The organism is Nitratireductor sp. ATLC21, from assembly GCF_057196525.1.
In genome coordinates this window covers 686892-705528 of record NZ_JBXUOU010000002.1, presented here as the reverse complement: position 1 = coordinate 705528, position 18637 = coordinate 686892, and the positions used below count along the sequence as shown (strand labels likewise).

19 protein-coding genes are annotated in these 18637 nt (G+C 61.1%); 6 read left to right on the top strand and 13 right to left on the bottom strand.

The window, feature by feature from the left end; genetic code table 11:
• Positions 1-150: 150 nt before the first annotated feature.
• Positions 151-948, bottom strand: coding sequence for an aminoglycoside adenylyltransferase family protein (locus AC2CHD_RS10920; RefSeq protein WP_484553695.1), 798 nt, complete (start codon positions 946-948; stop codon positions 151-153).
• A 183-nt stretch (positions 949-1131) separates the two neighbouring features.
• On the opposite strand from AC2CHD_RS10920, the gene AC2CHD_RS10915 reads away from it, so the two are divergent.
• The 6 genes from AC2CHD_RS10915 to AC2CHD_RS10890 are packed head-to-tail and all read left to right on the top strand — an operon-like array spanning position 1132 to position 5344.
• Positions 1132-1704: an NADPH-dependent FMN reductase gene (locus AC2CHD_RS10915; RefSeq protein ID WP_484553694.1), complete on the top strand. Its 573-nt coding sequence runs from the start codon at positions 1132-1134 to the stop codon at positions 1702-1704.
• Positions 1705-1709: 5 nt separating this feature from the next.
• Entirely contained in the window at positions 1710-2687 is a 978-nt protein-coding gene (locus AC2CHD_RS10910) for a DMT family transporter (RefSeq protein ID WP_484553693.1), read from the top strand.
• A 5-nt stretch (positions 2688-2692) separates the two neighbouring features.
• Positions 2693-3331 carry an NAD(P)-dependent oxidoreductase gene (locus AC2CHD_RS10905; RefSeq protein WP_484553692.1) on the top strand — a complete coding sequence of 213 codons (639 nt, stop codon included), beginning with the start codon at positions 2693-2695 and terminating at the stop codon, positions 3329-3331.
• A 35-nt stretch (positions 3332-3366) separates the two neighbouring features.
• The gene (locus AC2CHD_RS10900; protein ID WP_484553691.1) at positions 3367-3849 is read left to right on the top strand and encodes an SgcJ/EcaC family oxidoreductase; all 483 of its coding nucleotides are present in this window, start codon (positions 3367-3369) and stop codon (positions 3847-3849) included.
• The gene (locus AC2CHD_RS10895) at positions 3846-4988 is read left to right on the top strand and encodes an FAD-dependent oxidoreductase (protein ID WP_484553690.1); all 1143 of its coding nucleotides are present in this window, start codon (positions 3846-3848) and stop codon (positions 4986-4988) included. Before AC2CHD_RS10900 ends, AC2CHD_RS10895 begins: the two co-directional genes overlap by 4 nt.
• 11 nt (positions 4989-4999) lie before the next feature.
• The gene (locus AC2CHD_RS10890) at positions 5000-5344 is read left to right on the top strand and encodes a hypothetical protein (RefSeq protein WP_484553689.1); all 345 of its coding nucleotides are present in this window, start codon (positions 5000-5002) and stop codon (positions 5342-5344) included.
• 529 nt (positions 5345-5873) lie between these two features.
• On the opposite strand, the gene AC2CHD_RS10885 is transcribed toward AC2CHD_RS10890, so the two are convergent.
• From AC2CHD_RS10885 to trbE, 12 genes are all read right to left on the bottom strand, one after another.
• Positions 5874-7009, bottom strand: a protein-coding gene (locus tag AC2CHD_RS10885) for an IS3 family transposase (RefSeq protein WP_484553688.1) whose coding sequence is annotated in 2 segments (ribosomal slippage) — positions 5874-6734 and positions 6737-7009 — 1134 coding nt in all. Because the reading frame shifts where the segments join, the coding sequence is not laid out codon by codon here.
• 98 nt (positions 7010-7107) lie between these two features.
• Complete coding sequence (locus tag AC2CHD_RS10880; RefSeq protein ID WP_484553687.1) at positions 7108-7956, bottom strand: NmrA family NAD(P)-binding protein; 849 nt, start codon at positions 7954-7956, stop codon at positions 7108-7110.
• A gap of 239 nt (positions 7957-8195) precedes the next feature.
• Complete coding sequence (locus AC2CHD_RS10875) at positions 8196-8681, bottom strand: GNAT family N-acetyltransferase (RefSeq protein WP_484553686.1); 486 nt, start codon at positions 8679-8681, stop codon at positions 8196-8198.
• A 314-nt stretch (positions 8682-8995) separates the two neighbouring features.
• Positions 8996-9505, bottom strand: a complete 510-nt coding sequence (locus tag AC2CHD_RS10870) for a putative immunity protein (protein WP_484553685.1) — start codon at positions 9503-9505, stop codon at positions 8996-8998.
• A 1063-nt stretch (positions 9506-10568) separates the two neighbouring features.
• Complete coding sequence (locus AC2CHD_RS10865; RefSeq protein ID WP_484553684.1) at positions 10569-10832, bottom strand: DUF2274 domain-containing protein; 264 nt, start codon at positions 10830-10832, stop codon at positions 10569-10571.
• 3 nt (positions 10833-10835) lie between these two features.
• Positions 10836-12005, bottom strand: coding sequence for a TraB/TrbI/VirB10 family type IV secretion system protein (locus AC2CHD_RS10860; protein WP_484553683.1), 1170 nt, complete (start codon positions 12003-12005; stop codon positions 10836-10838).
• Positions 12002-13057 carry a P-type conjugative transfer protein TrbG gene (gene trbG, locus AC2CHD_RS10855; protein ID WP_484553682.1) on the bottom strand — a complete coding sequence of 352 codons (1056 nt, stop codon included), beginning with the start codon at positions 13055-13057 and terminating at the stop codon, positions 12002-12004. The genes AC2CHD_RS10860 and trbG overlap by 4 nt, the downstream gene beginning before the upstream one ends.
• Positions 13054-13743, bottom strand: coding sequence for a conjugal transfer protein TrbF (trbF, locus tag AC2CHD_RS10850; RefSeq protein ID WP_484553681.1), 690 nt, complete (start codon positions 13741-13743; stop codon positions 13054-13056). Before trbF ends, trbG begins: the two co-directional genes overlap by 4 nt.
• Positions 13740-15092 carry a P-type conjugative transfer protein TrbL gene (trbL, locus tag AC2CHD_RS10845; RefSeq protein WP_484553680.1) on the bottom strand — a complete coding sequence of 451 codons (1353 nt, stop codon included), beginning with the start codon at positions 15090-15092 and terminating at the stop codon, positions 13740-13742. The genes trbF and trbL overlap by 4 nt, the downstream gene beginning before the upstream one ends.
• A 6-nt stretch (positions 15093-15098) precedes the next feature.
• The gene (trbK-alt, locus tag AC2CHD_RS10840) at positions 15099-15380 is read right to left on the bottom strand and encodes a putative entry exclusion protein TrbK-alt (RefSeq protein WP_484554231.1); all 282 of its coding nucleotides are present in this window, start codon (positions 15378-15380) and stop codon (positions 15099-15101) included.
• Between the two features lie 29 nt (positions 15381-15409).
• Entirely contained in the window at positions 15410-16183 is a 774-nt protein-coding gene (gene trbJ, locus AC2CHD_RS10835; RefSeq protein ID WP_484553679.1) for a P-type conjugative transfer protein TrbJ, read from the bottom strand.
• A complete protein-coding gene (gene trbE, locus AC2CHD_RS10830) occupies positions 16170-18635 on the bottom strand; it encodes a conjugal transfer protein TrbE (RefSeq protein ID WP_484553678.1) in 2466 nt (821 codons plus the stop codon). Before trbE ends, trbJ begins: the two co-directional genes overlap by 14 nt.
• Between the last annotated feature and the right edge of the window lie 2 nt (positions 18636-18637).

The window sequence follows — 18637 nt, the reverse complement described above, 5'->3', positions numbered from 1 at the left end:
CACACCGGGATAACATCGACGCGAGTTAGTGATGGCAAAGCAAATTGGGGCGGTGGCGGCAGGTATTGTCTCCCGTAGCCTCCTTCCGCCTTACAAGCCCTAAAAACAGTGAGTTCGGGCACCCCACCTGTTCATCATGGGGCGCCAGCGTCACTTCAACTCCCGCAAGGCTGTTAGAATATGCTCTTTGATCCCCTGCGCAGCATGCCATACTTGGGTTCTCCGAAGATGCAGATCGTCGTCACCATTTCCGAGATAGGCATCACGCGCAATTGTGACTACCGCCGCCTCGTCTCCGGACAATTGCGCAAGCGCCCAATCTGCAGCAGCATTTTTTGATACGAAATGGCCGGTTCTGACCGTCAGCCACATCCTTGCCAGTGTCAGAAGTACATTGCGCTCGTCGCCCTTGAGAGACCGGAGGAGTTCCGGCAACAGATCTCCAATCGCCCGACATATTGTAGAATGAGGCACCTCGGGGATGAGTTCGGTAGCCCTTGGGCCGATCAGGGAGATCGCCTCCTCTCTCGCCTGCGCCAGAAGCAAGGTATATTCCGGGCTTGCTTCGGCCTCTGACACAGCCCCCTGCTTCAAAACCTCCCGCAACCATTCTCCGTAGACGAACTCTGCGCGTGCTGGATAAGGCATGCAGGTGAGATCAGCCCTTTGGAAAATCACAACCTCCAGCGGACGTCTCCCCTCCTTGTCGAATGGATAGTGCCCGGAGATGGCAAGGAGATCGCCTGTCAGCCCTGCACGTGCAGAAGCAGTCATTGCCTCATCCACGACAGCGAACACATCGACATCACTGCGGGTGCGCAACCCTTGAGTGACAGCGGAACCGTGTAGATAGACTGCTATGAGAGCGTCGCCCAGCCATTGCCGCAAAAGCGATAAGGCCTGCAGGGCTTCGGCAGGATGTTTTTCTGTTCCGGTAGGGGCATCCATATCTGCGTTGACCCTTGTTCAGCATGCAGCAAATGTTTGCATGCATCCGTAGCCATTCTGCAAGCCTGACAGCAAGATCGTTCTACGTTTTGCTTCCTTTCATTCAAGACCCCGCCCTATCCTCGCGCCAGAATACCGCCAGGCTATCAGCCGGAATATCGGCATCACTTGGAGCGGCAGGACATGACCGAAACACGACTTCGCACGGTCGTCATTGTTGGCAGCACGCGCGAGGGTCGCTTCGGCGATACCGTGGCGCGCTGGTTCCTTGGCAGAGCTGCGTTGAATGAGATGGTGGACCTCGATGTCGTCGACCTCGTGGAGGCCAATCTTCCCTCACGGATTACGAAGCTTCCCGCACCAGAAGTCGTTGCGTTGAAAACACGCCTTGCCGAGGCAGACGCCTTCATCATGATCACGCCTGAATACAATCACGGCTATCCCGCCTCCCTGAAAACAGCGCTCGATTCAGCGCGGGACGAATGGATGGGCAAACCCGTCGCATTCGTGTCCTATGGCGGAATGGCCGGTGGCCTCAGATCCGTGGAGCAGCTTCGCCAAGTCTGTGCGGAGCTGCATATGGTCTCGACGCGCGATTGCGTGAGCCTGCACAATTGTCACGGGCTTTTCGATGAGACTGGACAACTGAAAGAGCCCATAGGTCCCGAAGCGGCTGTCAGGGTGATGCTGGATCAACTCCTGTGGTGGGCCGCGGCGCTGCGGGAAGCACGCAAGAACCATCCTTACGGAGCATAGATCGCATGCCACCAGAGCCGAAAACCTCCAGCCTGGCACCACAGAATGCTCATGGGGGCATGTTCTTCTGGACGCTCATCGTTGGCCTGTCATTCCCGGCCGTTGGGCTGTTGAGCGAAGGTTTGCCACCCCTCTTCTTGACAGCGATAAGGTTTGCGATTGCGGCGATCGCCTTCGCTCCGTTGATCTGGCGCGCACCAGACCGCTGGCCGAGCCTTTCAGGATTTTTCCTCTATGCGATTATGGGCCTGTGCCTTGCCGGTTTCTTCGGCGCGATGTTCTCCGCCGCCCATAAGGTCAGCGCGCTGTCCATGGCAACGCTCTATGTGAGCGTTCCGCTACTGGCCTATATGTTCGGGCGGATGATCGGTGTCGAACGCGCCGACCTTGCGCTTCTTGGCTCCCTGTTTCTGGGAGCGGCGGGCGCTCTGGCACTGGCATGGGCGGGTAGCGAAGGAGTTTCCCACGGTATGGCGTTCGGGCTTCCGGAGGGGCTGTTCTTCCTCGGTTGCGCTGCCTCCGCTCTCTATCCCGTCCTTAGCAAATGGGGTCTTAAACGGGGCTGGCTGTCCGACAGCGCGGCAATCCGCACCTTCTGGAGCCTCATTGCCGGCGGTCTCCTGATTGGGCTGCTCGGGCTCGTCTTCGAGCCGGTTCACGCACTGGGCAGGATAACGGTCTCCGATCTCCTTCTCGTTGCCTATCTCGGCATTTTCTCAAGCGGCGTCACCTTCTGGCTTTTGCAAAGAGGAACAGGGGTCCTGTCTCCGGGAACGGTCACGGCCTATACCTACCTCATTCCTTTCGTCTCCATGCTCGTGCTGTTCGTCAAGGATCCGGAAACAATCGGCTGGCACTGGCTGCCGGGCAGTATCGCCGTGATCCTCGCGATCCTTTTCCTTTTGCGCCGCTCGACAAGCCAGCCACACCCCGCTGCCGCACCGCAAACCACAATCGATTCATCCGCCAGAACCGGAGTTTGAGAACCATGCGCATCCTTGTTTTTGGAGCATCGGGAAATGTGGGACGCCGCGTTGTCACAGAGGCCCTGCAACGCGGCCATGAGGTGACCGCGGTCGTCCGCGATCCCGACCGCGCGCCCCGCTCCCTCGACAAGGCGACCGTTCGTGTCGGCAATGCAGCCGATCCCAGAGATGTCGCCCGGCTAAGCGCCGATCAGGATATCGTGGTGAGCGCGACCCGGCCAAAGCTGGGCTCCGAACATGAGCATCCGAGCACCGCGGAAAGTCTTCTGAAAGGCCTCCGGCTTACCGGCACAAGGCTCATTCTGGTTGGTGGTGCCGGCAGCCTCAACGCACCGGACACGGGAGAAACCATTGTCGATGATCCCCGCTATGTCGCGCCGGCCTGGCGCGGCATTGCCGTCGCCTGCTGCCAGCAATATGCAGTCTGCCAGAAAGAGACACACGCGGATTGGACCTATTTGAGCCCTCCAGCCTTGCTGCAACCCGGCAAGCGGACGGGAAGCTACAGAAAAGGCCGCGACACGCTCATTCTCGATCAAAACGGTCTGTCCACGATCTCCATGGAGGACCTCGCCGTGGCCCTGCTCGATGAAGCCGAAGTGCCCCAGCATCGCCGCGAGCGCTTTACCGTCGCCTATTGAACAAGTCCCCAGTCATCTTCGGATCGGAGCCTGCCATGGTCGCCAAAAACTCATCAGAAAGCACCGCTTCGCAGCAGAATGCCCGCGCACACGATGTCGCCCTCATCCACGAGGTCGTCGCACAGGTCCAAACAACCCAGCGCAATCGTGACCCCGAAGGTTTCATGCGCCTTCTTGCAAGCGAAGCTGTCTGGGTGACCGCTCTGGGAAAACGCCTGACCGGCTGGGATGAGATCAACGCTTTCACCCACAAGGTGCTTACGCCAGCGCTCGGCGAACATTACTCCGCCTACGAGGTTGCGCATATCACCTTCCTTTCGGAGACGGTCGCGGCGGTGAATGTGGTGCAACGGCCAACCGACAGGAATGGAAACCCGGACGGCGACGAGCCGGAGGGGCGTCCGCTTTACGTCATGGCCAAGGTCGACGGAAACTGGCGGATCGCTGTTGCCCAGAACACCCGGTTTCAGGCTGACGCCATCGCCGCACAAACGAAAGCCACAGGGGATCAGGAATGACGCCGCTCCCCCTGGACGTGGATGTCGCCATTGTCGGCGCCGGCCCAACCGGGCTTGCCCTTGCGATTGGGCTTGCCCAGCGCGGCATTGATTTTGTCATTCTAGATGCTCTCCCTGAAGCGCAGAACACCTCGCGGGCGGCGGTGATTCACGCCGGCACTCTGGAAGCCGTTCGCAAGCTGGAGATTGCTGACGACCTGATTGAGGCCGGCATCAAGGTCCGCAACTTTCGCATTCGTGAGCGCTCGAAGGTCCTGCTGCGTGCCGATTTCGGCGTGCTGAAATCGCCAACTCCCTATGCCCTGATGATCCCGCAGGATGAATCGGAAGCGTTGATGACCACCAAGCTGTCGTCACTTGGCCATCAGGTGCAAAGGCCACACAAGGTTGTCGCCATAGAACGTCATTCAAAGGGTGCCATTCTCACAACCGATGACGGCTCACGCATCCAAGCCCGGTTTGTCGTGGGCGCCGATGGTGAGAAAAGCACGGTCCGAACGCAGACGAACATCCCCTTCCCGGGCGAAACCTATGGCTCCTTCATGCTGGCGGACGTGCGCATGACATGGCCCATTGCCAAAGATGAAGTAACGCTGTTTTTCTCGCGCGAGGGTACGCTGGTCGTCGCGCCTATGTCGAAAGATCGCTATCGCGTGGTTGCGCAGAGGCAGAATGCGCCTTCCGACCCGACAATTGCAGATGTTCAAGCCGTCATCGACGAACGCGGTCCTGAAACTGGTGCACGCGTGAGCGAAGTGCTTTGGGGTTCCCGCTTTCAGGTTCACCACAAACTGGCCGACCGGTTTTATCAGGCGCCAGTTATTTTGATGGGTGACGCCGCGCATGTTCATTCGCCAGCCGGCGGGCAAGGCATGAACCTCGGCTTGAAAGATGCCGTGACGCTCGCAGATGCACTGCAGCAGGCTTTGGAGCGTGAAACCGAACTGCCGCTGGAGACCTATTCCAAAACACGCCGCGCAGCAGCAGAAGACGTGCTTCGCATGACAGATCGTCTTACCGCGGTTGCAACGCTTCAGAACCGGCCATTGCGCATTGCGCGCAATGCGATCATCCGCACGGCATCTGCGTTTCCGTTTATCCGCCACCGCGTGGCCCGGACGCTGTCGGGCACAGAGTGAAGGAACAGCAGATGAGACCTCTCGAAGGCTTCTACTCCATCATTGATTACACAGTGCCTCCGTCTGAAAGCGTGACAAGCGTTGCTGAAGCTTTTGGGAAAATCCAGAGGGATTGGGTCGCGCAATATGAAGGCTTTGTTAGTGCGCGGTTCCTCGCCAACACGGATGGCTCCAGCGTGCGTGTGATCTTCGAATGGATGGATGAAAATGCCTTCCATGACTTCGAACGCAATTCAGATACGCAAGGGCGCATCGGAGCCTTGAACGACGCCTTTCAGCGGCTTTCCACCACCGGAAGCAGACAGACGTTCACCGCTATCGGAGAAATTCTGCCACGCCAAGCTGCCAGGAATTAGCGCATGCTACCTATGGTGATCGATCCGATGCTTGGAGCAGCGTGGCGATACCGACAAGGGGCCGCTGGTTGTTGTATAGATTGACAAATGCATCAAGCTTTTCCTGCTGCTGGAGGAGATTGAAGGCAGGCGGTCTGGTGGCTTCGTCCTTCGGGGTCAAATGCTGCGCTCTTGGCGGCCATTCTGGCCAATGTCCGTCCGGAAAGCACTGGGCAGACCGAACTCCTTGAATGCGCGTTCGAAAACAGCGAAGGTGAGGTCGGCCCTTGGTGGATTCCACCCTTCGCATGCTAGCAGATAGCGGGACCTGTAGTCGGTGATGGTCAGCGGATGTGGTTGGGCCGCCTGAGCTGTCGTCTACGTGCGACAATGCCTGAAAGTGTTGCAGCTACAATCGGTTCGGAATTGGCTACATCGGCTTGTTTCTCGGCCGAGCTCACCATCTGGCTTTCCCAAAATGCAGTCTCAGAGGTGGTCCTAGAATTTCGACCAGTTTGCCGCCGGGCTAAGCTATCGCATTGGTTTCATTTCAGGCGGCGGCTTTCAGGTTTGGGGCCCGACTATCATATGCCTCGCCCGGCGTCAGCAGCCCATGCGATGAGTGCGGGCGCTTCTCATTGTAATAGGCGATCCAGGCGCCAATCCCGCGTCGGGCCGCCGAGCCGGTCTCGAAGGCGTTCAGGTAGACACACTCGTATTTTAGGGACCGCCAGAAGCGCTCGATCATCCGATTATCGATCCAGCGCCCACGACCGTCCATCGAGATCTTCACCTTGGCATCATTCAGGACGTCGGTGAAGTCGGCGCTGGTGAACTGCGAGCCCTGGTCGGAGTTGAAGATTTCTGGCGGGCCGTATCTGGCCAGCGCCTCCTTCAGTGCCTCGACACAGAACCCGGCATCCATGCTGTTCGACAGCCGCCAGCTCAGAACTTTCCGGCTGTGCCAGTCCATGACCGCCACGAGGTACAGGAAGCCCCGGCGCATCGGGATATAGCTGATGTCCGTACACCAGACCTGATTGGGTCGGGTGATGGCCAAGCCTTTGAGAAGGTACGGGTAAATCTTGTGTTCCGGGTGTTTCTTGCTCGTCTTCGGCTCTTGGTAAATCGGCACCAGCCGCATGAGCCTCATCAGTCGCCGCACCCGGTGGCGCCCGCATCTGTGCCCCTCTCGCTGCATGTGGCGAGCCATTTGCCGCGAGCCGTACCATGGCGTTTCCAGGAACTGCCGGTCGATGATTTTCATGAACGCCAGGTTCTCGGCGCTTTCCCCGCGCGGTTGATAGTAAAGGCTGGAGCGTGCCAGCGACAGCAGACGGCACTGCCGCCGGACGCTGAGATCGGGATGGTCCTGCTTCACCGCTTTTTGCCTCCAGTGACGAGGATGAGACTGGAGGCTTCCGACAAAAAATCGCGCTCCACGACCAACTGGCCGATCTTGGCATGCAGCTTCTCGACATCCTCCTTGGAAATCGCCGGCTCGGCCGATACCGCACCACCAAATGCCGATGCCATGTTCTCGATTGCCGTTCTCTTCCATCCGCTGATCATCGTGGGATGGACGCCGTACTTCTTGGCCAGCTCGGCCGTCGTCAACTCTTCGCGGATGGCTTCAAGCGCAACCTTGGCCTTGAACGCCGCCGAATAGCGTTTCCGCTTCGTCATCTGGGGTATTCCTTCGTCAGTCGCTACTGCTTAGAAACTGGTCCGAAATCCTGCGACCACCTCTATCCCTAGGCAATTGCGTTGCAACGGGCACCTGGTCAGAGACTGCGGAAATAATCGATCAAGGTGGTTGATCCTTTTTGAGGTTTGGTTGGATGAAAGCCATCTTGCCCCAGCACAGCTGCGGTCATGCAGGCGTAGGACTGAGCCGCTGCCTTCGAGAACCCGAAACTCCGGAAGGTCGCCATCCAATTCTCCCGCGGGATGACCTCCACAATCACTTCTCGTCCGAGCACCACCCCCATGGCTTCCGCAACATCCAGCGGCGTGTATCGTTCAGGACCTTCGACATGAACCAGTTCGATATCTTCGAGGGCACTTGCCATACGGCTGGCAGCAGCCTCTCCCAGATCATCGGGTGCTACCATTGGAAGCGCGAGATCCTCCGGGAAGAATGACTGAAGGGAGCCTGTGCTCCTCACGAGGTCCAGCATGCTAGCCCAGTTGCTCATGTAATAGGCGCCGCGGTTGATCGCGACAGGAATCGGCTGCGCCTTGAGCTTCTGCTCGAACTCGTGAAGGACAGTCAGATCTCCACAACGTTCGCCCGGCCTTGCGCCGTAGGTCGATGCCGCCACGACTTTTTCAAGCTGTGTGCCCTGCAGCGCCTCCACGATCGCATTGACCTTCGCGCGTTCTTCCGCGTCAGTATCCCCGGCAGGGTCGGCAGATGGATTAAGCAAAAATGCGCGCTTACCTCTCAAGAAAACCTCGCGGAGTTGTTCCACATCCAATACATCTGCCACTGCAACCTCAGCTCCCAACTGTTGCAAAGGTGCGGCGCTGCGCTCATGCCGCGTGACGACGGTCACCGGCTCGTTTCTTCGAAGAAGCGCGCGCGCGACTGCGGATCCAACCTTTCCGGTACCTCCGAGAATAATGTGCATGTCTAGCCTCCGTTTGATGCAATGGAGCATGATTAACAAATGCATTCGCCGGAAACTGTCAGGAGAGTTGCCATCCCACATCGTTTCTCGGGCTTCAGAGATCCGCGGCAACGGGTTTTGCGCACCGGACTGGATGCTCGCCAACCACTGCAAAGTCCCTGCGCCGCCGCTACAAATGCCGACCGCTCCGCCCTTATAACCTCGACTCAGATGAACCCATTCAGCAGTAGCCCGCTCTCCTACAAGATGCGTTCGAGCACTTCGCCGGGTAAGCCGTCAAAATCCTTGAATTCCCTGGACACGAAGCTGTTGTTTAGCAAAATTTTTCTCGAGGCTATGTTGGCTGGATCAATGATCGCGAACAGAGTCCGTATCGTTGGTTGCCGCTCTGCTATAGCTACCAGACTTGCGGCTATTCTGTTGCCGAGTCCCTTCCCCCAATGTTCAACGGACAGGATATAGCCCAATTCCGCCCTGTCCGCCTCCGCCACCTCCACTGCCAGTTTCCCCAAGCCTAGGTAATTCCTGCTTCCTGCTTCAAGAACACGAAAATGCCCCAGATCCGGATGAAGAGTGTTCTCAACCAGCAGCTTTTCATAGTCTCGCCACGCCTCCTCAGCAGGAATTGCCCGTTCCGTGATCATCGCCATAACTTTTGGGTCGCTGACCAGTTTGAAATAATCGTCAAAATCCTGTGGGGTGAACTTCTCGAGTATAAGATCCATCACATCTCCATTTGGTGCTGTTTCACGGGTGAATGCTACAGACGGAACTCAGCTTCTCCGACTTCCATCTTCGTCTAATAAACTTTATCCGCCCCAACATTATATCTTCGAATGCCTGCTCTGGACGATACAGGCGATCCGCGACTCGGGCCGGTCGACAAGGCGTGAAAAAATCGGTGAACTCAACAACGTCTGAGCACCGGCAGAACTGGTGGCTTGGGCGGGAAATGCGAAGACTGGTTCTTGGTTCATCGAATGAATTGCGTTTCCGACTTCTGTGGAGCCCGCCGGTGCAGTCTGTCGAGCTGAAATCTTCAGGAAGAAGTTTTGCGAAGGTGATCATCGAGCAATCGAAGCAAGGCACCTACGCGCCCTCCACCAGCAGGAGCGGGTGGGTAGCGCTTTAACACTTCCACGAGCTTCGGGGTCGCGCGGCGACGGGCTTGTCTGATGAATTCATTTCCAACGCTGCGGCTATCGTTCGACACAAGTTCGAGGGCCCGGGCAGCGTGAGCGGATGCTCCAAGAATGTGCTTGACCTGTTTGGCATCGGCGAGTGGGTGAAGGTAGGCTGCTGATGAGGCACACATTGCCGCCCACGCTGCGTGTTTTGCGGCTTCGCTTTCAGATTCCTTCGCTGCCTTCAGGGCAGCCAAGGCCGCATCCCGCAGTGCCTTCACGCGCCTGCCCCCTTGCGCAAAAGCTAAAGCGGTCTCGACTGCCGTTCGCGGCCGCCTGTCTGAAGGATCCGATCGCTCGAAGATAGGCAAAACATCAGCCGCCTGGTTGGCAGCATACGCAGCAACTTCGCGAAGGTCACTCATATCCAGAATTATCCTGTCCCTCATTGCGTAGTTGCGTCCCCTCACCTTTTCGCACGGAAACTCGGTCGAATTGCATTGAGAACCCCAAGCCCGTTCGGTGGGAGAGCGCAATTCTGAAGATCAAGCCAATCCTTCTTACGATGTGACAATTCCCTCCTCCCGAACCGTCATTTGGCCCCGACTCCTAGCCTCGCTTAGATGCTCTGTGAACTCACGTGAGCAGAACTCTGTTACTCAGAACGCGAGCGCTGTTTCCAATCAATACTCTGACCTTCCACGTGAGTGCCTCGGAGCGGCGGAGTTCCGCGCATACATAAGGAGTTTCTATGGCATCCGCGAGAGGACCAAAACGCGAATGGACGACTGCAAACAACCGCTCATAACATGACTTAGCGTGCCGACCACACCAAGAGGCATTGGACCCGTTTGCTTGAGTGCCCGGTTGACGAAACGCCAATCAGGAGTATCGCGGATGCTGTATGCTTATGCTTTGACAGTTCACGTCATCACAATGGGACTATCTCTACTGCTCTTTATAGCTTGCGAGCTGCTTCTACTCGGAGGGGCAGCACGGTCTGCGAAGGTTGCACTACAAGCTTCAAGTGCTGGAGGTTTGATCATGGCCCTAGGGATACTCGCAGGCATTACCCTAGTCTATTTGGGGAAGTGGCAACCTTTAACTCCCTGGCTGCTGTTGTCGTTCATTCTGATTGGCGCCATGACTATCGCTAACAGAACGGTTGTTAGGCCTTGGGCATTGCGAGTGCGGAATGCGATCGAAGGTGACTCCTCGCCTGCCTCATTAAACCAACTGACAAGAGACAAGCGGGCGCTTATGGCCCGCCTTTTCGTAATCGTGCTGTTCAGCTTTGTCACCGCTTTGATGATGTCGAAACCCGCGCTTGCCTAACCTGTCAGAGCGCACGTGCACAATTGGAGTGGTTGCTTCCTCGAGTAGCCAACTCCCAAGCAGACAGCATGAAAGCAGCGATGATTGCCAGAGAAATGAACTGGCACCTAATTTTGCGAAACCGTTCTCGCCCTAGAAACGATAATCCACCGCTCACGCGGGTTCTGAGCCTGGCGCGCGGGGTCGTGAAGGCTGACATAGGGTCTTCCGGGCCTTCGTGAAAGCACGATCCGTTGCCATGAATCGCTGAAGCATGGGCGCGATCAGTTTCGCCGGTTCGGGCGCTGCCTGTTCGGTTTCGCGCGCCATCACGGCGGCATAGTCGAGAAGATCGCGGTGTACGTCAGGTGGAAGCTCCACACTCAGCTTGACGGGTTTGTTATTTGGAACGGATGAGAGTTTCAGCTTGGCTGTCATGGCTCAGCCTCCATAGGGTTCAAGGATGAGATCGCGGGTGACCAGGACGCGTACCGGAAAGCCCGGCCGGATCGTCAGCGTCGGTGCGACCTGCAACTGGCGTTGGACGATCTGCTGACCTGCATCGTTGATCGTGTCCTGGGCACCGTTACGGATCGCCTGAATAAGGCGATCGTCGTCGCCCATGGTGAGTTCGGCCCCAACCGAGAGCAAGGTGGAGAGGCCGGCGGCCTTGGCCAGATCCCACCAGTGATAGTCGACGCCGTCCTCAAGACCGGCATAGCCCTTTGTGTCGGCGCCGGGCTGACGTCTAAGAACAATCGAGCGGCCGTTGGGGAAGATCAGCCGGTTCCAGACGAGCAGCACACGCCGGTCGCCGAAGGTGACGTCGTTGCTGTACTCGCCGATGATGCGCGTACCCTGCGGGATCAGCACCATGCTGCCGGTGGGACTGTCGTAGATGTGCTGGGTGACCTGTGCCGTTATCTGACCGGGAAGGTCGGAGCGGATGCCGGTAATCAGCGCTGTCGGAATGACGGACCCGGCCTGCAGCACGAAGGGCGATGCCGGTGGCATGACGCGGTCGAGTGCGACGGTACGCCGGTCCACCGGGGCGTTGAGGAAGGCGAGATCGCTGTTCTGTGTGGCGCCCGGTTGGTTGCCGAGATTGAGCCCTGCGATGTTTGGCGCTGATGTTTCCCGCGCCGCGCCAGGTGCGGTCTGGAAGAACACCCGGCTGGTGCGCGCCTCTTCCTCTTCGGCAAACCGTCGTTGTTCCTCCGGATCGACCGCTGGCGCGTTGATCGCTGGCGGCGGAACCGGCTGTCCACGCTCCTGGGCGTCGAGGATCGGTCGGCCGAGATCACCGGGAAGTGGCGGACCGAGCACCGGACTGGTGTAGTCGCTGGGCAACTCGTTCAATCCGTCGGCGGTATTGCGGTTCTCGGTCGAAAAAAGTTCGTCGCTGCCAGCGCCATTGTCGGGCGTCTGAAGCGCGTAGATCAGGGCGCCACCAACACCGAGGGCCGCGACAAGGCCGAGACCGGCAAGCACCCGGCGCGAGAGCCGCGTGACGCGCGGCGGTGTTCCCCGGAGGCGCATCGGTTCGGTCGTATCGTCGGCCGGCGCGTCGAACGGCACTTCCGCTTCGCTGGTGTTGTCGATGTCACTCATGATCCTTGCCCTCCGCTCGAGCTCCGGGCGTTCCTCACTTGAGAAGCTCCACCGGAGCTTCTCATCCCCTCACGGGGTCCGCTCCTCACCCCGTCGGTGCGCACGATCCTGACGATCTGCTGGCGATCGCCGCTGCCAAGCCGCAACTCAGCCGCCGCGAAGATGCGGTCCACGATCAGGACGTTTCGGTAGATGCGGCTATTGACGATTTCCGGCTCGCCATCCGACCCGAGGACGAAAAGCGGTGGCATCTCGCCCTGCACGATCCCGGCTGGGAAGACGATGTAGACCCGCCGGCCATCGTCGAAGACCGAGACCGGCCGCCAGGGCGGGCTGTCGCCCTGCAGTCCGTAGCGATAGTGGCGGGCCGACGCGACCGGGATCCTCGGTGTTGCCGGCGTCGCGCGCTGCGTGGCCGGCAGCTGCGGATAGGTCCAGGCGACGGCGGGCATGTAGGGATCGTCACGGGATCGCAGCTCTATCATATAGGTGCGCCGGTCTGTGGTGATGACCAGGTTGGTCGCGATATCGGGCCTTGTCGGCTTGACGAGGATGTGGACGCGCCGGGACGTCCCCGAACCGCTCTCGGTATCGCCGATGATCCAGCGGGCAGTATCACCCGCCGCGATCGGGCCGGCCCCGGTCAATGTCTCGCCCGGCTCGAGCGCGATGTTAGTGATCTGGCCGGGCGCGGCATAGACTTGATAGAGCGCGCCCTCGCTCCAGGGGTAGATCTGGATGGCGTTGTAATAGCCTTCTTGACGGGGCTCGACGCGCGCGGCCGCATTGGCGTTCTCGACTTGGCCGGTCGGCGTCGCCGCATCCGAACCACCTCGTGCAACGGTCCAGGCCGGCGGCGTGTGGAGCGGCCTCGGCCGTTCATCGACCGCGGGTCGCTCGACCCTCGGGAGCGGCGGCACGCTGTCGTCGTAGCTGATCTCCGGCGGGCGATAGGTGGCGCATCCGGCGAGCGCCGCTGCGGAAATCAGTACAAACGGCAATGCAGCTTTACGGAATACCGGGAACGCAGATTTGCGGGTGATCGTGCTCATTGACCCATCTCCCGCGACCAGTTGATGGCATTGACGTAGATGCCGAGCGGGTTGGCGCGCAGCTTCTCGGCGTCGCGCGGCGGCTGGATGACGATGGTCAGGATTGCGGTCCATCTCTCAGTCGTCGAGAGCTGGCCGTTTTCGTAGTGCCGTTCGGTCCAGGCCACGCGGAAGGAGTTCGGCGAAGCGCGGATGACACTGGAGACCTCCACGGCGACCTGCTGACGTCCGACCCGTGTGAACGGGTCGTTGGCGCGGGCATAGTCATTGAGTGCCAGCGCGCCGCGATCTGTGGTGAACTCGTAAGCGCGCAGCCAGTTCTGGCGCACGATGATCGCGTCGGCGGGGATCGCGCGCACCTGCTCGATAAAGTGTGCGAGATGGAAGGCGATCTGCGGATCGCTCGGCTCGAAGCTGGCCTCGGCAGGGCCGACCGCGTGCGCCTCACCGAGATTGTCGACCTCGACGACCCACGGCACGACGGTGCCGGTCGTGGACTGCCAGACCAGGGCGCTTGCGAAGCCACCGGAGAGGATCAGGCAGCCGAATGCCATCAGACGCCAGTTGCGGGCCTGCACGCGGGCCGAGCCGATGCGCTCGTCCCAGACCTGGGCCGCACGCTGGTACGGTGTCTCAGGCTCAGCGGATTTGCCGTAGTGAGTGGTGGATCGTTTGAAGAAGCTCATGAGCGATTCCCCTCGGAAAGATTGACGGAACTGGCGCCGCCATGGCTGTCGCCGGAGCGCACGGCATGCGCAGCGGCCTGGACGCCGTGGGAGAGACGCTGCGAGCGCTTCATGCGCTTCGCCCAGTCAGGCGGACCATCCGTTGATGTGGATGGAGCTGCGGCAGCGCCTGTAGTGCTGGCGGTATCGTCCAGGCTTCCTCCGGTGGTCTCGAACGCCGACCGGGCGCCCGACTGAAAACTTTGTTTCATACTGCCGGACGCTTTTGACGCGGCGCTCCGCAACGGGGACGTCGCGACCTTCGCGCCCGTGCTCGCAACCGCGCCGAGACCGGAAGCAATGCCGGCCGCGCCGGACTGACCGGCCGATCCGAGGCTATAGGCGGTTGCCGCTCCGCCCGCAGCCGCAGCGCCGCCACGTGCTGCGGCCGCCGTGCCGGAGAGCGCCATGCCGCCGCCTCTGGCGGCAAGACCCGCGGCCCCCGCGCCTGCGAGGGCAGCGCCGCCCACGGCAAGGCCGGTTCCGACCGCAGCGCCGGCGCCGAGTTGCGGCCCACCGGAGACGATGCCGTTGGCGATGCCCGGCCCGAAGATGCCGAGGCCGAGCAGCGACAGCGCCGCGAGCACTACGGCCATGGCCTCGTCGATCGACGGCGTGACGCCGCCAAAACCGGCGGTGAACTGCGAGAACAGAGTCGAGCCGATGCCGAAGATAACGGCGAGCACCAGCACCTTGATGCCTGACGAGATCACGTTGCCGAGCACCCGCTCGGCCATGAAGGCGGTCTTGCCGAAGAGGCCGAAGGGAATGAGGACGAAGCCGGCGAGCGTCGTCAGCTTGAACTCGATCAGGGTGATGAAGAGCTGAATGGACAGGATGAAGAACGCAAGCAGGACCAGCGCCCAGGCAAAGAGCAGGCAGGCGATCTGGATGAAGTTCTCGAAGAAGGCGACCCAGCCCATCAGGTCGGAAATGGACTCAAGCAAGGGTCGCGCCGCATCGAGTCCGATCTGGGCAACACGACCCGGCCGCATCAAATCGGCCGCCGTGAAGCCGGTGCCCGACGCCATCAGGCCGAGCCCGGCGAAGCTCTCGAAGACGATGCGGCCGAGATTGTTCCAGTTGCCGATGATGTATGCGAAAACGCCGACGAAGAGGGTCTTCTTGACGAGCCGTGCGATGATGTCGTCGTCGGCGCCCCAAGACCAGAACAGCGCGGCGAGCGTCACGTCGATGACGATCAACGTGGTGGCGATGAACGCCACCTCGCCGCCGAGCAGACCGAAACCGCTGTCGATATAGCTGGTGAAGACCCCCAGGAAATTGTCGATGACGCCGGTGCCGCCCATGGATCGTTATTCCTCGTCTCTGGATGCGGCGCCGGACGGTGCGCGGCCGAGGAAAAGGTCGCGGGTCTCAGCCCAGACCGCGAGACACTCGGCGTCGCGAACAGCGGCCTCACCGAGTTGCTGGCAGCGGCGTTGCTCCGCGCGCAGCGGGTCAGCGGAGGGCGCAAACGCTGGCGCGGGCGCCGGTCGTGCAGGCTCCTCATCGCGCGTCAACTCGATCACCGTCGCCGTCATGGCGAAGGCGACGAAGACGATCGCTCCGATCCGCGCCAGCGTCTTCCCCTCCATCGCCTCCTCCTTTCTGGCCATTGGCCGCGTCAGTTGTCGCCTGTGTTGAACATCTGCGCGTTGCCGGGTTGGTAGCCGCTGCCGGGCGTCAGGAAGCGCTCGCGTTGGACGCGCCCTTGCTCGGCGGCGGCCGCCCGTTCGGCGTCGGTCAGCGCCTGTGCCCGCCCATTGGCCGCAATGACGGCTGTGAGATCGGAGAGCTGCTGTGCCTGCAATGCGAGAAGCTGGTTGCCGGCCTGGGTCGCCTGCAGCGCGCCGGTCGCGCCCTGGCTCTGATCAACCAGCGCTTCCATCTGGGCGCGGTTGGTCTCGATATTGCCGACCACGCCAGCTTGGACGCGCATCGCGTCCTGCAAACCGCCGACGGTGTTTTCCCAGCGCGAGCGCGCATCGGCGACGAGCTGCTGCTCGGAAGCGCTCAGGTCGTTATTGGCGTATTTCTGTTGGAAGGCCTGGTCGATCTGCTGGACGTCGAAGGCGATGTTCTGTGCCTGCTGCAGAAGGGACTGTGTGCGGCCGACCGCCTGCTGCAATTGCTGCAGCGAGGAGTAAGGCAGGCTTGTCAGGTTGCGCGCTTGGTTGATCAGCATTTGCGCTTCGTTCTGAAGCTGTGTGATCTGGTTGTTGATCTGCTCGAGGGCGCGGGCCGCCTGCAGCACGTTCTGCGCATAGTTGGTGGGATCGTAGACGATCCATGCCGCGGACGCCGGTGGCGCCAGCACTGTCGGCAGCACCGTGACCGGGGCGGCGATGAGCGCGGCGGCAAAGCGGGCCGCGCGCGAACGGGATTTACTTGTCTTCATGGTCAGTCTCCTTTTCGGCTTGGGGGGTGAGATTGCTGAGATCGGGAATGAGATCGGCCGCCCAGTCGACGCCGCGCCCGCGCAGCCAGGCGGCGAGGAAGTCCGAGCGGCCATGTTCGGCAAGGATGCGGGCGATTGCCGCCTGATCGGTCTTGGCGGAGGTAGCGCAGAGCGCCAGCGCCACTTCGCTCAAACCGAGCTCAAAGAGCCGATTGCCGCGCCGCGACTGGCAGTAATAGTCGCGCTTGGGCGTGGCGCGCGCGAGGATCTCGATCTGGCGATCGTTGAGGCCGAAGCGGCGATAGATCGCGGTGATCTGCGGCTCGATCGCGCGCTCGTTCGGAAGCAGCAGCCGTGTCTGGCAACTTTCGATGATGGCTGGTGCGATCGCCGAGCCGTCGATGTCGCTGAGGCTTTGCGTGGCGAACACGACGGAGGCGTTCTTCTTCCGGAGCGTCTTCAGCCACTCGCGGAGCTGGCCGGCGAAGCCTTCGTCATCGAGCGCCAGCCAGCCCTCGTCGATGATGATAAGGGTCGGCGAGCCATCGAGCCGGTCCTCGATGCGGTGGAAGAGGTAGGCCAGGACCGCCGGGGCCGCCCCAGTGCCGATCAGACCCTCGGTCTCGAAGGCCTGCACGCTCGCTTCGCCGAGATGCTCGGACTCGGCGTCGAGCAGCCGGCCATAGGCGCCGCCGACGCAATAGGGCCTGAGCGCCTGTTTGAGATCGTTGGACTGGAGCAGCACGGCCAGGCCGGTGATCGTCCGTTCCCCGGCAGGGGCCGAGGCGAGCGAAGTCAGCGCCGTCCAGAGGTGCTCCTTCACCTCGGGGGTGATCTCGACACCTTCGCGCATCAGGATCGCCACGACCCAGTCTGCGGCCCAGGCCCGCTCAGCCGTTTGTTCGAGACGTGAGAGCGGCTGCAGCGAGACGCTCTGGTCTTCGCCTTCGGTCAGGCCGCCACCCAGGTCATGCCAGTCGCCGCCCATGGCGAGCGCGGCGGCGCGGATCGAGCCTCCGAAGTCGAAGGCAAAGACTTGGGCGCCGGTATAGCGGCGGAACTGCAGCGCCATGAGCGCGAGCAACACCGACTTGCCCGCGCCGGTCGGGCCGACGACGAGCGTGTGTCCGACATCGCCGACATGAAGGGAAAACCGGAACGGGGTCGAGCCCTCGGTCTTGCCGAACAGCAGTGGGGGCGCTGCAAGGTGCTCGTCCCGTTCCGGCCCCGCCCACACGGCACTCAGGGGGATCATGTGGGCGAGATTGAGCGTGGAGATCGGCGGCTGCCGGACATTGGCGTAGACATGTCCGGGCAGCGATCCGAGCCACGCATCGACGGCGTTGATGGTCTCGGGCATCGCGGTGAAGTCGCGACCCTGGATGACCTTCTCGACCAGACGCAGCTTCTCATCGGCGACGCGCGGATCGGCGTCCCATACCGTTACCGTCGCGGTGACATAGGCAACGCCGGCATAGTCGGCCCCAAGCTCCTGCAAGGCGAGGTCCGCATCGGCCGCCTTGTTCGACGCGTCGGTGTCGACCAGCACTGACGCTTCGTTGGTCATCACCTCCTTGAGGATTGCGGCAATCGACTTGCGCTTGGCGAACCACTGGCGCCGGATGCGGGTCAGCAGCTTCGTCGCATCGGTCTTGTCCATGAGGATGGCGCGGGTCGACCAGCGATAGGGAAAGGCGAGCCGGTTGAGCTCGTCGAGCAGACCGGGCGTGGTCGCCGTCGGGAACCCGGTGATCGTCAGCACGCGCAGATGCTCGTCGCCAAGCCGTGGCTCCAGCCCGCCGGCGAGCGGCTGATCGGCTAGCAGCGCGTCCAGATACATCGGCGTTTCGGGAACGCGGACACGGTGGCGTTTGGTCGAGACGCAGCCGTGCAGATAAGTCAGCGTCTCGGCGTCATCGAGCCAGCGGCATTCGGGCATGAAGGCGTCGACCAGGCGGAGCACGCGGTCGGTGCGGTCGGCGAAGCCGGTCAGGACCTCGTGCGGATCGACGCCCTTGGTCTCGCGCCCTTCATAGAGCCAGCTCTCGGCGCGCGCCGCGTCCTCTGCCGGGGGCAGATAGGTGAAGGTGAGAAAATAACTCGACTCGAAATGGGCGCCCGCTTCCTCGAAGCTTGCCTTGCGCTCGGCATCGACCAGCGCGGAGGCGGCATCGGGAAAGCGGCTGTCGGGATAGAGGTTCGAGGGATGGCGCTGCGCTTCGACGAAGATCGCCCAGCCCGAGCCGAGACGACGGAAGGCGTTGTTCAACCTGCCGGCAACAGCGATGAGCTCCGCCGGGACCGCGGAATCGAGGTCCGGTCCCCGGAAGCGCGCCGTGCGCTGGAAGCTGCCGTCCTTGTTGAGGACGACACCTTTGGCCACGAGGGCCACCCAAGGCAGATAGTCGGCGAGTCGGGTGTTGCGGTTGCGGTATTCTGCGAGGTTCATCATCG

Excerpts from the sequence above, each read along its gene's own strand:
- AC2CHD_RS10920 (WP_484553695.1), bottom strand. The coding sequence starts at position 948 with ATGGATGCCCCTACCGGAACAGAAAAACATCCTGCCGAAGCCCTGCAG.
- AC2CHD_RS10915 (WP_484553694.1), top strand. The coding sequence starts at position 1,132 with ATGACCGAAACACGACTTCGCACGGTCGTCATTGTTGGCAGCACGCGC.
- AC2CHD_RS10910 (WP_484553693.1), top strand. The coding sequence starts at position 1,710 with ATGCCACCAGAGCCGAAAACCTCCAGCCTGGCACCACAGAATGCTCAT.
- AC2CHD_RS10905 (WP_484553692.1), top strand. The coding sequence starts at position 2,693 with ATGCGCATCCTTGTTTTTGGAGCATCGGGAAATGTGGGACGCCGCGTT.
- AC2CHD_RS10900 (WP_484553691.1), top strand. The coding sequence starts at position 3,367 with ATGGTCGCCAAAAACTCATCAGAAAGCACCGCTTCGCAGCAGAATGCC.
- AC2CHD_RS10895 (WP_484553690.1), top strand. The coding sequence starts at position 3,846 with ATGACGCCGCTCCCCCTGGACGTGGATGTCGCCATTGTCGGCGCCGGC.
- AC2CHD_RS10890 (WP_484553689.1), top strand. The coding sequence starts at position 5,000 with ATGAGACCTCTCGAAGGCTTCTACTCCATCATTGATTACACAGTGCCT.
- AC2CHD_RS10880 (WP_484553687.1), bottom strand. The coding sequence starts at position 7,956 with ATGCACATTATTCTCGGAGGTACCGGAAAGGTTGGATCCGCAGTCGCG.
- AC2CHD_RS10875 (WP_484553686.1), bottom strand. The coding sequence starts at position 8,681 with ATGGATCTTATACTCGAGAAGTTCACCCCACAGGATTTTGACGATTAT.
- AC2CHD_RS10870 (WP_484553685.1), bottom strand. The coding sequence starts at position 9,505 with ATGAGTGACCTTCGCGAAGTTGCTGCGTATGCTGCCAACCAGGCGGCT.
- AC2CHD_RS10865 (WP_484553684.1), bottom strand. The coding sequence starts at position 10,832 with ATGACAGCCAAGCTGAAACTCTCATCCGTTCCAAATAACAAACCCGTC.
- AC2CHD_RS10860 (WP_484553683.1), bottom strand. The coding sequence starts at position 12,005 with ATGAGTGACATCGACAACACCAGCGAAGCGGAAGTGCCGTTCGACGCG.
- trbG (WP_484553682.1), bottom strand. The coding sequence starts at position 13,057 with ATGAGCACGATCACCCGCAAATCTGCGTTCCCGGTATTCCGTAAAGCT.
- trbF (WP_484553681.1), bottom strand. The coding sequence starts at position 13,743 with ATGAGCTTCTTCAAACGATCCACCACTCACTACGGCAAATCCGCTGAG.
- trbL (WP_484553680.1), bottom strand. The coding sequence starts at position 15,092 with ATGGGCGGCACCGGCGTCATCGACAATTTCCTGGGGGTCTTCACCAGC.
- trbK-alt (WP_484554231.1), bottom strand. The coding sequence starts at position 15,380 with ATGGAGGGGAAGACGCTGGCGCGGATCGGAGCGATCGTCTTCGTCGCC.
- trbJ (WP_484553679.1), bottom strand. The coding sequence starts at position 16,183 with ATGAAGACAAGTAAATCCCGTTCGCGCGCGGCCCGCTTTGCCGCCGCG.
- trbE (WP_484553678.1), bottom strand. The coding sequence starts at position 18,635 with ATGATGAACCTCGCAGAATACCGCAACCGCAACACCCGACTCGCCGAC.